The sequence below is a fragment of the Arthrobacter sp. NPDC056727 genome, assembly GCF_042790555.1.
GTDB lineage: Bacteria > Actinomycetota > Actinomycetes > Actinomycetales > Micrococcaceae > Arthrobacter.
In genome coordinates, this window is sequence record NZ_JBHTZA010000006.1 from 103,374 (window position 1) to 116,454 (window position 13,081).

Here is a 13,081-nt window from a genome sequence, read left to right on the forward strand (position 1 = left end):
GCGGCCGCGGTGAGCTTGGCCCGCCGGCTCATTACCGCCGGCTTCAGCGACCTTGAGAAGGGTGAACGGTTCCTTGCCGCCCCCGAACTGGAGGGCATCGAGCAGGACATCCTGTTTGCCGGCCTGCAGTTGGCGGCCAGCCCGGATACCGCCCTGCAATCCCTTGTCCGGCTGATCGAAAAGCACCCCGACCTGCGGAAGCTGGCGGCGGCGGACATCGAGGTGAGCGAACCGCTTTACCGGGTCCTGGGCGCCAGCGAGGCGCTGGGTGAATTCCTCATCAGGCACCCGGAGCACCTGGACGCGTTCAGCGTGGCGGCCAGCCCGGAACCGCTGCCGGCCGATCCCGCCGAGCTGCGCGCCCAGCTGCTCAGGTCGGTCCGCGCCGACCCCAGCGCAGCCCGGCCGGTCGCAGGCATCTCCGGCCCGGAGGCCTACGGGGCACTCCGCACCGCTTACCGGCGGGGCGTGGTGGACCTCGCCGTCAAGGACCTCTGTGCCGCCGACCCGCTGGACTTTATGCCCGCCGTCGGCGCCGAACTTGCCGACCTGGCGGGTGCGGCCATCGAGGCCGCCCTCGCAGTCTCCCGCGCCGAAGCGGCAGAAAAGTTCGACGCCGGCGAGGTCGCCGACGTCGCACTGTCCGTTATCGGGATGGGCAAGTGCGGTGCCCGGGAGCTGAACTACATTTCCGACGTCGATGTCATCTACGTGGTGGAGGCAGGGGAGCTGGACGATGCCCGGGCCAACACCATCGGCACGGCGCTGGCCTCAGGCATCTCGCGTGCCATTTCCTCCCCGGCCCGTGAACCGGGCCTGTGGGAGGTTGACGCCAACCTCCGCCCGGAGGGAAAGTCCGGCCCGCTGGTCCGGACGCTGCCTTCACACCAGAGCTACTACGCCCGCTGGGCCGAAAGCTGGGAGTTCCAGGCGCTCCTGAAGGCACGGACCATCGCGGGCGACGCGGAGCTCGGTGCCCGGTACGAGGAGGCCGTTTCGCCGCTCGTGTGGACGTCCGCGAACCGGGACGGGTTCGTGGAATCCGTGCAGGCCATGCGCCGCCGGGTGACCGAACACATCCCGCAGGCCGAGGAGCAGCGGCAGATCAAGCTGGGCAGGGGCGGGCTGCGCGACGTTGAATTCACGGTCCAGCTCCTGCAGCTGGTGCACGGCAAATCGGACGAGTCCCTCCGGCGCCGCGACACGACGTCGGCCATAGCGGCACTCTCCACCGGCGGTTACATCGGCCGGGCGGACGCAGGCGAATTCGACCGCGCCTACCGGTACCTGCGGCTGCTTGAACACCGCATCCAGCTTTTCCAGCTGCGCCGCACGCACCTCATGCCGGTCAAGGAAGAAGCCCTGCGCACCCTCGCCAAAGCTGTGCTGGGACCGTTCTCCACCGACCGGCCGCACCCGGACGCGCTGCTGGCCGGATGGCAGCGGACCAAACGCTCGGTCCGCGAACTCCACGACCGGATCTTCTACCGGCCGCTCCTGAACACGGCCGCCAAGCTGAGCAGCGAGGATGCGCGCCTGACACCCGAGGCCGCGCAGGGCCGGCTCGCGGCGCTCGGTTACCGGGATCCGCAGGGCGCCCTCCGCCACATCGAGGCACTGACGGGCGGGGTCAGCCGGCGGGCCGCGCTGCAGCGGCAGCTGCTTCCCATCCTCCTCGGCTGGCTGGCCGAGGGCGTGGACCCCGACGCCGGGCTGCTTGCGTTCCGCAGGATCAGCGAGGCGCTCGGCACCACCCACTGGTACCTTGGCATGCTCCGCGATTCGGCCGCGGCGGCCGAACGGCTGTGCCACATGCTGTCCAACTCCCGCCTCATCGCCGACCTCCTCGAAGTGTCGCCGGAGTCGGTGTCCTGGCTGGGAACGGACAAGGATCTGGCGCCGCTCAGCTTTGAGGCCCAGTGGCAGGAAATCGCCTCGAAGATGTCCCGGCATGCCGATCCGGAAAGCGCCATGCGCCTCACCCGGCTCATCCGCCGCCGGGAAATCCTGCGGATCGCCATCGCGGACAGCGCCGGACTGCTCGGCCAGGACCAGGTGGGGGAGGCCCTCGCCGAAACCGACCGCGCCGCCATCCTGGGCGCCCTGCGGGTGGCGGAAAACATTGTGGCCGCCGCCGGCCCGCTGAAGACATCGGTGCTGGTGGTGGCCATGGGCCGGCAGGGCGGGCTGGAGATCGGCTACGGATCCGACGCCGATGTCCTGTACGTCCACCGTGCGCTGCCGGGAGCCTCGGACGAGGAAGCCCAGCAGCAGGCGGCGAAGATCGTGGGCCACCTGTCCACCCTCCTGACCCAGCCGCTCAAGCCGGCGATCATGGCTGAGCGGGTCCTGGCCGTGGATGCCGATCTCCGCCCGGAGGGCAAGAACGGGGCCATGGTCCGGTCACTGGACTCCTTCCGCGAGTACTACCGCCGCTGGTCGCTCATCTGGGAGGCGCAGGCGCTGCTCCGTGCCCGGCCGATCGCCGGCGACGACGGGCTCGCGGCTGACTTCGTGAAGCTGATCGATCCCATCCGGTACCCGGAGGCCATCTCCGACGCCGATGTCCGCGAGATCCGGCGCATCAAGGCGCGGGTGGAGTCCGAGCGGCTGCCACGCGGCGCCGATCCGGCCAGGCACGTCAAGCTGGGGCGGGGCGGCCTGAGTGACGTGGAATGGCTTGTCCAGCTGCTGCAGCTGCAGCACGCCGGAAAGCACCCCGAACTGCGCACCACGTCCACCCTGAAGGCTCTCAGCGCGGCTGCGTCGCTGGGCCTGCTGGACGACGACGACGCAGGCCTCCTGGCCGACGCCTGGCGGCTCGCCAGCCGGATCCGGTCTGCGAACGTGATCTGGACGGGCCGCGCGTCCGACCTGCTGCCCTCATCCCGGCGCGACCTCGAGGCCGTGGCCAGGTGGTGCGGCTACGAGGAAGGGAAGGCCACGGCGTTCGAGGAGGACTATCTGCGGGTGAGCAGGCGGGCCCGGGGGGTCTTCGAGAAGGTCTTCTACGGCCAGTGAACCGGTGCTAGGTTTGGGCGCATGGCTACCCAAATCTTCATGAACCTGCCCGTGAGGGACCTCGACAGATCCGTACAGTTTTTCACTGCGCTGGGCTTTACGTTCAACCAGGACTACACCGACGAGAACGCCACGTGCATGGTGGTCAACGACGACGCCTATGTCATGCTCCTCGTGGAGAAGTTCTTCAAGACGTTCACCTCTAAGGAGGTCGTGGACGCCACCTCAGCCACCGAGGCCATCATGGCCTTCTCGGTGGACAGCCGGGACGCTGTGGATCAGATGGTGGGCAAGGCCCTGGACGCCGGCGGAACGGAATCGCAGCCGGTGCAGGACTACGGCTTCATGTACAGCCACAGCTTCCAGGACCCGGACGGCCACCTGTGGGAGGTCATGTGGATGGATCCGGCGGGTCCACCCGCCGACGGGGCGTCACCTGCTTCCTGACGTGAGTCCGGACGTATGGCTCATTCCGCTGCGGGACCTGGACGCCGATGCCCGGGCCATCCAGTTGGGGGCGGTGGCGGAACTGGAGCTCGCCCCGGGCCAGCAGGAGTTTGTGGGCGACCCCCTGCGCATGATGCTTGCAGGACTGGAGGACGGGTCCCGCAGGCCCTATGTCATCGAGGCGGGCGGCAGGGCCGCAGGAGTGCTGACCCTGCAGTCGGGGGCAGCCCGGCTCGCCGGCTGGCCCGACGACGACTCCGCCTGGCTGCTGCGCGGGTTCCTGATCGACAGGCGGCGGCAGGGCCGGGGCCTGGGACAGGCGGCAGCCTCTGCGGCCGTGGCGGCGGCCGCCAAACTGACGGCCAGGCTGGGAGGCGGCCAGGCCGGCGTCGTGCTTTCAGTCAACGAGCGAAACCCGGCCGGGCAGGGAGCCTACGTGAAGGCGGGTTTTGCAGACAAAGGCGTCTATCTGGGCGGCGACGCGGGCCCGCAGCGGACCATGTACGCGGCCTTCTGACCGCTGAACCTTCCCATAGATACCGCCGGACCGTTGCGCCGGTGCGGGGGCGTGCCTACGCTGTGTCTTGGCAGTGCACTTCAAACCTTGTTGGGGGGAAGGCTTGAAAGGGTCTTCGTCTCGGAGGCACTCGCCGGAACAGGCTGGCTCCCGGTCTCAGCACGTCGGGAGCCAGCTTCCGGCGCGCCAACGCCGCGAGGATGTGGACCATGCCCGGACCCGCGCGAAGGAAAGCCGCGCCCGAAAGCTCAGGAGGGCCGAGCTGCTGCTCATCGGAGCGGGCGTCGCGGCCACGCTCATCGCGGCGGCATACCAGTACCTCGGCATCAGAAGCACCCTGGAAAGCAGCACCGCAGCTTCCCTTTATGCCCAGCAGCAGGAGATCGACAGGATCTTCGCGGACAACGTGGACCTGCAGCCGTACTTCTGGCACCGCGAGGAACTGCCAGATGCGTCGGCGAGCGGGGATCCCGCGGCGAGGCGGGAAGCGGAGCAGCTGGCGGGCCGGGCCGAGGCGGCGGCGCACCGGATCCTGGATCACTTCGCCCACCTGAAGTACCAGATGGGAACGCAGGCCTTCACCTCAGAACGGGCGGACTGGGAGGCTTACATGCGGCGCAGTTTCGCGGATTCCCTCATTCTGTGCCGCGCACTGCGGGACGACCGGGAGGCCTTTGGCGGCACGGGGCCGGACTCGCTGTGGGGCCGGTACGCGGAGGAACCCTGCCGGGGAACATAACCGAAACGGCCCCTGACCACAAACGCCAAGGGCGGCCACCGGTCGGAACCGGTGGCCGCCCTTGACGGTGTCAGGAGTGTCACCCTGAGGTCAAGCCAGTCAGACTAGACGCCGTAGTAGAGCTCGAACTCGTAGGGGTTCGGGCGCAGGGACAGCGGGCGGATCTCGTTCTCGTACTTGTACTCGATCCAGGTGTCGATCAGGTCCTGGGTGAACACGCCGCCGGCCTGCAGGAACTCGTTGTCCTCAGCCAGTGCTGCCAGGGCTTCCTCGAGCGTGCCCGGAGCCTTGGGGATGTCCTTGGCTTCCTCGGCGGGGAGCTCGTAGAGGTCCTTGTCGATCGGAGCCGGCGGTTCGATGCGGTTGCGGATGCCGTCGATGCCGGCCATCAGCTGTGCCGCGAAGGCCAGGTACGGGTTGGAGGAGGGGTCCGGAGCGCGGAACTCGATGCGCTTGGCCTTCGGGTTGGAGCCCGTGATCGGGATGCGGATACCGGCGGAGCGGTTGCCCTGCGAGTAGACCATGTTGACCGGAGCTTCGAAGCCCTTGACCAGGCGGCGGTAGGAGTTGACCGTCGGGTTGGTGAAGGCGAGGACGGCGTCGGCGTGCTTCAGCAGGCCGCCAATGTACCAGCGGGCGGTGTCGGACAGGCCGGCGTAGCCCTTCTCGTCGTAGAACAGCGGCTCGCCGTTGCTCCACAGCGACTGGTGGCAGTGCATGCCCGAACCGTTGTCACCGAAGACCGGCTTCGGCATGAAGGTGACGGACTTGCCCCAGGCGTCGGCGGTGTTCTTGATGACGTACTTGAACTTCTGCAGGTCATCGGCCGCGTGGGTCAGCGTGGTGAACTTGTAGTTGATCTCGGCCTGGCCGGCGGAGCCAACTTCGTGGTGGCTGCGCTCGACCTCGAGGCCGGCCTCGTCCAGGGCAACACACATGGCGTCGCGCAGGTCGGCCTGCTTGTCGGTCGGGGAGACCGGGAAGTAACCGCCCTTGACGGGGGTCTTGTAGCCCAGGTTTCCGCCTTCTTCTTCGCGGCCGGTGTTCCAGTGAGCTTCTTCGGAGTCGATCTTGTAGAAGCTGCCCTGCGGGGAGGACTGGTACTGGACGTTGTCGAACACGAAGAACTCTGCTTCGGGAGCGAAGAACGCGGTGTCGGCGATGCCGGTGGAGGCGAGGTAGGCTTCAGCCTTCTCGGCCACGCCACGGGGGTCGCGGTGGTACGGGTCGCCCGTGCGGGGGTTCACGATGGAGAAGTTCAGCGCAAGGGTCTTCTCCATGCGGAACGTGTCCAGGAACGCGGTGGTGACGTCCGGAATGAGCTGCATGTCAGACTCGGCGATGCCCTGGAAGCCGCGGATGGAAGAGCCATCGAACAGCTGGCCGTTGACGAAGAAGTCAGCGTCCACGCTCTTGGCGGGCACGTTGAAGTGCTGCTGAACGCCGGGGAGGTCGGTGAAGCGGATATCGATAAACCGAATGTCTTCATCTTTGATGAACTTGAGGACTTCGTCCGCAGTCTTGAACATCTATGCTCCTTACGCATATGTAATAACTGGCTGTAAAGCCAAGTGGTCCAGCGCAATCCAAGGGGGCGGAACACAAAAGTGCCCCGCTTCCGGCTCGCTAGCAACTGTTACCACCCTAGGGATTCGGGATTTCCCGTCCGTGTCCGCATTGTTTCCGGCAGGTTACAGAACCTACTGATATGTAAACGCTATACGGTGTCCACACTGTGGTCCACGCCTATCCAAAGTGTGAGCGTCGGCGGCGCCGCGGCCGGCTCGCTAAACTTGGTGGGTGGTAGATCGCAAAGACATCGGTTCGTGGCTCAGCGGGCCGGACACTTCCGGCATTTCCAAGTACCCGGGGGAGCGCCTGGGCTTCCCCGAATCGGGCCCCGGGTCCATGGCCCGCGCGGGCCGCCGCATCCTGGCGATCATCATCGACTGGACCATCGCGCTGCTGATCAGCAACGTGTTCCTGGCTGGCAATTCCATGGCCACCCTTGCTGTTTTCGCCGTTGAGCAGATCCTGCTGATCGGAACCCTGGGGTACAGCATCGGCCACCGGGTGATGGGCATCCACGTGGTGAAGCCGGACGGCTCAGCGGCCGGTCCGCTGGCCGCCCTGGTCCGCACCGTCCTGCTCTGCCTGGTGATTCCCGCGGTCATCTTCGACCCCGACCAGCGCGGACTCCATGACAAGGCCATGGACACGGTCCTCGTCCGCATGTAGCAGGCCGTCCGCAGGCAGCCGTCCGGCAGCATGTTCCCGTCCGGCCGGGAGGAATCCCCGGCGGAGCGCCCACCGCTCAAACAGGACCGTGGCGAAGGGGAACACCGCCGAGAGGCCAGCGGACAGCGCCACCGTGAACGGCCAGCGCTGCAGCCGCCACAGGGCGAGGGCCGACAGGCTGTAGCCGATGAACAGCGCGCCGTGCACGGGTCCTGCGATTTCCACGCCGAGTTCGGTGGTCCCGGCGATCCACTTGAAGTACATGCCGGCCAGGAGAGCAGCCCAGCTGAAGGCCTCGGCAACCGCCAGCAGGCGGAAGACACGGACGACGGCGGACGCGGACGGGATTTTCACAGGAGGCTCCGGCTTCTGCAGGCGCTGGGGTCTGGCTGGTTGGACGACGCTGCGCAAAAGACGACGCCGCTCAAAAGAAAACGCCCCGGGGCCGGCGCGGATGCGTCGGCCCCGGGGCGTTTCAGGCGGACTAACGTCCGCGCTGGGGACGGGCCTTGTAGGGGTCCACACCCTTGGGGATCGGAAGGCGCCCGCCCAGCGACGAAATGCGCTTGGACACCGCGCTGACCTCGGTCTTGGTGAGCTCGTTGTTGAGCTTGTTCATCTTTTTCGCCACCTGGCTGATGGGGACCTGGCCCTCGCCGCGGCCGGTTTCGATCACGTGGATGGTGACGTTGGGAAGGATGCGGGCCAGCTTCTTCCGCTCGCCTTCGATCAGCGGGCGCACGCGGTGCGTGGGTCCTTCGGCAACGAGGACGACGCCGGGACGCCCCACGGCGCGGAAAACGGCGTCCTGGGTCCGCGGGTTGACGGCCACGGGCTGCTCCTCGGTGATCCAGCCCCTCCGCAGCGTGCCCAGAGCGGCGCCCGAGGCGCCCGGCTGGTTCTCGATCTGCGCAAACGCCGCGCGTTCGGCCCGGCGCGACAGGATCAGCGTGGCGGCCAGGAAGCCAAGCGGGATGCCGATGATCAGGCCGGTGACCCAGTTGTCCAGCAGGAAGCCCACGAGGAAGCTGACGGCCACGACGCCCAGGAACGCCAGCAGCATGAGCCACGGCACCATGGGGTCGTGGCGGCGGGTCATGTTGAAGACCTCGCGGATCTGCTTAAGCCGGCTGGGCTTCTTTTCCTTCACGGCCTTGGGCTTGCGCCCAAAAAGACCGCGCTTGGAGGCATCAGCGGCCGCAGGAGTGTTGTTGCTGGAGTCAGGGGATTTCGCCATAGTGCCTTAATTCTACGTGATCCACGACAAAGGGCCGGACGCCGAAATGTTGCGGTGTCCGGCCCCTGGCCGCGGAAAATGCCCGGTGCTACTGGTGTGCCGCGAGCAGGGTGCTGGCTTCCTGGCGGGTGGTTCCGGAGTCCTGGATGCCTTCTGCGATGTGGGCGAGTTCGGCGGGGATGTCGCGGCCTTTTTTGCGCATGGCGGTGGCCCAGAGCCGGCCGGCGCGGTAGGAGGAGCGGACCAGGGGGCCGGACATGACGCCGAGGAAGCCGAGTTCTTCGGCTTCGTGCTGCAGGTCCACGAATTCCTGGGGTTTGACCCAGCGGTCCACGGGCAGGTGCCGCTCACTCGGGCGCAGGTACTGGGTGATGGTGATCAGGTCGCAGCCTGCCTGGTGGAGGTCGGCCAGGGCTTCGGAGATTTCTTCGCGGGTTTCGCCCATGCCCAGGATCAGGTTGGATTTGGTGACCATGCCCAGGTTCCGGCCCTGGGTGATGACGTCCAGGGAGCGTTCGTAGCGGAACGCGGGGCGGATGCGCTTGAAGATCCTGGGGACGGTTTCGACGTTGTGGGCGAAGACTTCGGGTTTGGAGTCGCAGATCGCGGCGATGTGCTCGGGGTTGCCGGAGAAGTCCGGGATGAGCAGTTCGACGCCGGTGCCGGGGTTGAGTTCGTGGATCTTGCGGACGGTTTCGGCGTAGAGCCAGACGCCTTCGTCTTCGAGGTCGTCGCGGGCGACGCCGGTGACGGTGGCGTAGCGCAGTTGCATCGACTGGACGGAGCGGGCCACCTTGGTGGGTTCGAACATGTCGACGGGGGAGGGTTTGCCGGTGTCGATCTGGCAGAAGTCGCAGCGGCGGGTGCATTCGGAGCCGCCGATGAGGAAGGTGGCTTCCTTGTCTTCCCAGCATTCGAAGATGTTGGGGCATCCGGCTTCTTCGCAGACGGTGTGCAGGCCTTCTTTTTTGACCAGGTTCTTCAGTCCGACGAATTCCGGGCCCATCTGGACCTTGGCCTTGATCCAGTCCGGTTTGCGTTCCACCGGGGTGGCCGCGTTGCGCTGCTCGATCCGCAGCATTTTCCGGCCTTCTGGTGCCAGGGTCACAGGAGAGCTCCTTCGGGGGTCGCGACTAGGGCGTCTTCATTGTTGCGCAGTTCCTCGGTGATCCGCGAAACGAGATCGGCCGGAGACACATCGCGGCCGGTTTCCTGGGCGATCGTGGTCACACCGGCATCGGTGATTCCGCAGGCGATGATCTGGCCGTACGGTGCGAGGTCGTTGTTGCAGTTGATGGCGAAGCCGTGCATGGTGACGCCCTGGCTGACCCTGATGCCGATCGCAGCGATCTTGCGCGCGGGACCCTTGGCGTCCTCCTCGATCCAGACACCTGCACGTCCCTTGATCCGGACCGCTGTGATGCCATAGTCCGCGAGCACCGCTATGATCACCGATTCCAGGCGCTCCACGTAATCCCTGATGCCGGCCTTGTTCTTCAGCTTGATAATCGGGTATCCGATGAGCTGGCCCGGTCCGTGCCAGGTGAGCTTGCCGCCACGGTCCACGGGAACGACGGGGGTGCCGTCGAAGGGCCGTTCGTGATCCTCTGTCAGTTTTCCGGCCGTGTAGACGGCGGCATGTTCGAGGAGGAGTACTGTGCTGGGGGCCTTGCCGGCCAGGACGTTTTCATGGATTTCGCGCTGGATGTCCCAGGCGTGGCTGTAATCGACGAAATCCGGGGCAAGACCGAGCTTTGTGAACTCAAGAGTCATGCATTCCAGCTTAGACCTCAGCCGGCGTCCTGCCCGATAGTGTGCCCAAGCTCTCACCCCGTTCCCGGTCACATTCCGCGCCGTTCCTGTGGTCGGCGGAGCTGCCCGCCCTGCCTGTGGATAACTTCTGCAGGAAAGGCCGGTTTCCGGTACTCCTTAAGCCATGGACCAGCACAGCTTGGAGAACCACAGCTTTGAACACGACAGCCGGGGAAACCACAGCGCGGAAAAAGACGATCCTGAGGGGGAGCCACCGGCAGTCGCGGGCTACTCCGTCTGCCGCCGGCTGGGCCGCGGCGGCAACGCAGAAGTGTGGCTGGTCTCGCAGGACCCCACGGGCGTGAAGCTGGCCCTGAAATGCTTCGGCACGCCGGCGGGCAATGACGGACCGCCCGGCCGTGAATCCGCTCCCGTGGCCGCCCGGGAGGAGGATGTCCGCCGTGAACTCCTGGTCATGTCGGCTTTGGACCACGAACACCTGGTCAAGGCCTACGGCGTGGTCCGGACCGGTGAACCCCGGGACGGCAGCTTCGGGCTCTTAATGGACTATGCGGCTGGAGGTTCACTTCAGCAGCTGGTGACGGCGAGGGGCAAACTCAGTGTCGGCGAGACCGTCACGGTGCTGACGCCGATTGCGCAGGTCCTGGGTTATCTGCACGGCAACGGCTTCACTCACTCGGACGTGGCACCCGGCAACGTGCTGTTCAGTGCCCACGGAAAGCCCCTGCTCGCTGACCTGGGCGTGGCCCGGATGGTGGGCGATGCCTCCGGAGTTCCGGAGCAGCGCACCGGCGGATTTACGGATCCGGCCCCGGTGGATGCGGTGCGGGCAGGACTTCAGCCGGAGCGCGACGTCTATGCGGCGGCCGCCTTGGGCTGGTACTGCCTCACCGGACAGGCCCCGCCCCCGTCAGCGGCCAGGCCGCCGCTCTCCCTGCTTGTTCCGGAGGTGCCTGCTGAGCTGGCCGCAGCGCTGGAGGCGGGACTCAGTGATGACCGGCGGCGGCGTCCGTCGGCCGCGGAGCTTGGCACGGCCGTGTACCGCAGCGCAGCCGCTGTCCCTGTTGACCTGTCCCGCTCGGTGCATGACAGCGTTTTGCCGGAACTGCTGACCCGGCGGCCCATCCCGCAGCCCGGCGGGCGGGTGAGGAACCGCCTGCTGGCCTGGGGGAGGCGGCTGAAGACTGTGAGCTGGGTCAGGGCCGCAGCCGGGCACGGCCGCCGACTGTCACCAGGTGCGGGAAAGGCGGCCCTGGTTCCGTCGCTCCCGCACGCGCCGGCCGGGCACCGCGGGGCCGGGCATGCGGCCAGGCACTCCTCCCTCAGGCCCACGACCGGCAGGCCCTCGCCCGGGCCAACGTCCGTTGAACCGCCGACCCATAAGCCCCCGCCCGTTAGGCCATCATTCGCCAGGCACAGGGCGGAGCGGCAATCAACGGGCACATTGACCGCGGACGGACGGACCGCGGACATGCGGAGCGCGGACGGACGGGCCAAAGTCATTACCGTCGCCAGCAGCCTGCCGCCACGGGTCCACCGGTTCGCCGGAGCGGACTCGGGCCGCCACCGCTTCGCAACGGCCGCCGGCGTGCTCGCGGCGGCGGTGTTTGGCGGTGCTGTGTTTCTGGGGTTTCCCGGGGCTGCACAGGAGTCAGGCCCACAGACGCAGTCGTCAGGCCCAGCGGCGCAGGGCCCGGCCCTGCCCGGGCAGCAGCCAAGCGCTGCGGCGCAACATGACAGCCTCGTCCCCGATGACGTCCGGCGGCGGCTTGCGGCGAAGGATCCCGTCGAAGCGGTCCGTGGCCTGGCACAGCTGCGTTCGCTGGCGCTGCGGGAGGGCAGGCTGGACCTGCTCGACGACGTCAACGCCCCGAACACGCCGGCTCATGCCGCGGACCGTGCAATCCGCGCCAGGCTGGAGAACCTCGGGACGGTCCTGGCAGGTTTCAGTACCAGCCTTTCCGGCCTTCGCCGCCTGCCCGAAAGCACGGCCACTCGGGCGGTCGTCGCCGCGACTTCGTCGGCGACGGGTTATCAGGAGCGGACGGCGGATGGCGGGGTGGTTGCGACAGGTGCGCCGCAGCAGGCTGTCAGGCTGCGGCTGGTTCTGGTCCCGGTGGAGGGGAGCTGGCGCATCGCGGACATCCTGCCGGCGGGCTGAAAAAGGGACGGGCTGACGGCCTGCAGGAGAACAGCTCCTAATCGCCGCTGGCCACCCATTCGGCGGCACGCGCCACGGAGGGGTGCTGCCAGGTGAACCCGCTGTCCCGGAGCAGCGTGGGCTCGATCCGCTGGCTGGCGAGCAGGAGTTCGTCGGCCAGCTTGCCCATGGCCAGGCGCAGCGCCGGGGCCGGCACCCGCAGCACGGCAGGGCGGTGCAGCGCCCTCGCCAGGCCCGCCACGAGGGTGTTCACATCCGCGGTGTCCGGCGCCGCAACGTTCACGGGACCCGAGTGTCCGGACGTGAGGAGGAACCCGAACACGGAGGTGAGGTCGGGGAGAGTGATCCATGGCCAGTATTGCCTGCCGTTGCCCAACGGCCCGCCAACGCCTGCGCGCAGCAGGGGCAGCAGTCGTCCCATGGCTCCGCCTGATCTGCTCAGCACGACTGCCGTCCGCGGGGTTACCAGGCGAACGCCGGTGGGAGCCTCATGGGCTGCCGCTTCCCACTCGACGCAGATGCGGGCCATGATGCCCTGCCCCGCGGGGGACTCCTCCGTCAGAGGGGTGTGCCCGGCGTCGCCGTAGTAGCCCGCCCCTGACTGGCTGATGAAGGTCGCCGGAGGGGAGTCGGCACGGCGCATCGCGGCGGTCAGGGTCCGGGTAGGATCGAGCCGCGAACGGAACAGCTCATCGATCCGGCGGGGCGTCCATGGCCTGGCGCCGATGTTCGCACCGGAAAGGTTAATGACGGCGCCGGCTCCCTCCAGGACGGCCGGGTCGAGCGTCCCGTTGGCAGGATCCCAGGGGATCTCCGACGGCGACGCCGGCGGCCGCCTTACCAGCCGGACGACGTCGTGCCCGTCAGAAGAGAGGCGGGACGAGAGTGCGGTTCCAATGAGGCCGGAGGCGCCGGCCATGACGATGCGCATGATCCATCTCACCATGC

General features: G+C 67.5%; 11 protein-coding genes and 1 pseudogene. 6 read left to right on the forward strand and 6 right to left on the reverse strand.

From position 1 onward, the window contains the following. The first annotated feature begins 9 nt into the window (after positions 1 to 9). The 4 genes from ACFRAH_RS08060 (at position 10) to ACFRAH_RS08075 (ending at position 4,724) form a co-directional block, all read left to right on the forward strand. On the forward strand, positions 10 to 3,021 hold the full coding sequence (locus ACFRAH_RS08060) for a bifunctional [glutamine synthetase] adenylyltransferase/[glutamine synthetase]-adenylyl-L-tyrosine phosphorylase (RefSeq protein ID WP_377990385.1): 3,012 nt from the start codon (positions 10 to 12) through the stop codon (positions 3,019 to 3,021). 21 nt (positions 3,022 to 3,042) lie between these two features. Continuing rightward, positions 3,043 to 3,468, forward strand: coding sequence for a VOC family protein (locus tag ACFRAH_RS08065; RefSeq protein ID WP_377990386.1), 426 nt, complete (start codon positions 3,043 to 3,045; stop codon positions 3,466 to 3,468). Position 3,469: 1 nt separating this feature from the next. Further along, positions 3,470 to 3,985: a GNAT family N-acetyltransferase gene (locus tag ACFRAH_RS08070; protein ID WP_377990387.1), complete on the forward strand. Its 516-nt coding sequence runs from the start codon at positions 3,470 to 3,472 to the stop codon at positions 3,983 to 3,985. Positions 3,986 to 4,187: 202 nt separating this feature from the next. Next, a complete protein-coding gene (locus ACFRAH_RS08075; protein WP_377990388.1) occupies positions 4,188 to 4,724 on the forward strand; it encodes a hypothetical protein in 537 nt (178 codons plus the stop codon). 104 nt (positions 4,725 to 4,828) lie between these two features. On the opposite strand, the gene glnA is transcribed toward ACFRAH_RS08075, so the two are convergent. Next, the gene (glnA, locus tag ACFRAH_RS08080; RefSeq protein WP_377990389.1) at positions 4,829 to 6,253 is read right to left on the reverse strand and encodes a type I glutamate--ammonia ligase; all 1,425 of its coding nucleotides are present in this window, start codon (positions 6,251 to 6,253) and stop codon (positions 4,829 to 4,831) included. Between the two features lie 271 nt (positions 6,254 to 6,524). On the opposite strand from glnA, the gene ACFRAH_RS08085 reads away from it, so the two are divergent. Next, entirely contained in the window at positions 6,525 to 6,962 is a 438-nt protein-coding gene (locus ACFRAH_RS08085; RefSeq protein WP_377990390.1) for an RDD family protein, read from the forward strand. A gap of 24 nt (positions 6,963 to 6,986) precedes the next feature. On the opposite strand, the pseudogene ACFRAH_RS08090 reads toward ACFRAH_RS08085, so the two are convergent. The 4 genes and pseudogenes from ACFRAH_RS08090 to lipB form a co-directional block, all read right to left on the reverse strand. After that, positions 6,987 to 7,316, reverse strand: a pseudogene (locus ACFRAH_RS08090) (DUF3817 domain-containing protein); the annotation flags it as partial. Between the two features lie 130 nt (positions 7,317 to 7,446). Beyond that, entirely contained in the window at positions 7,447 to 8,199 is a 753-nt protein-coding gene (locus ACFRAH_RS08095; protein WP_377990391.1) for a DUF4191 domain-containing protein, read from the reverse strand. 88 nt (positions 8,200 to 8,287) lie between these two features. Further along, positions 8,288 to 9,307 carry a lipoyl synthase gene (gene lipA / locus ACFRAH_RS08100; protein WP_377990392.1) on the reverse strand — a complete coding sequence of 340 codons (1,020 nt, stop codon included), beginning with the start codon at positions 9,305 to 9,307 and terminating at the stop codon, positions 8,288 to 8,290. After that, the gene (gene lipB / locus ACFRAH_RS08105) at positions 9,304 to 9,972 is read right to left on the reverse strand and encodes a lipoyl(octanoyl) transferase LipB (RefSeq protein ID WP_377990393.1); all 669 of its coding nucleotides are present in this window, start codon (positions 9,970 to 9,972) and stop codon (positions 9,304 to 9,306) included. Before lipB ends, lipA begins: the two co-directional genes overlap by 4 nt. A 163-nt stretch (positions 9,973 to 10,135) precedes the next feature. Between lipB and ACFRAH_RS08110 the strand changes: the two genes are divergently transcribed. Further along, complete coding sequence (locus ACFRAH_RS08110) at positions 10,136 to 12,133, forward strand: protein kinase (protein ID WP_377990394.1); 1,998 nt, start codon at positions 10,136 to 10,138, stop codon at positions 12,131 to 12,133. Positions 12,134 to 12,170: 37 nt separating this feature from the next. Here the strand turns inward: ACFRAH_RS08110 and ACFRAH_RS08115 are convergent, their stop codons facing one another. Further along, positions 12,171 to 13,064, reverse strand: coding sequence for a TIGR01777 family oxidoreductase (locus ACFRAH_RS08115; protein WP_377990395.1), 894 nt, complete (start codon positions 13,062 to 13,064; stop codon positions 12,171 to 12,173). Positions 13,065 to 13,081: the final 17 nt, after the last annotated feature.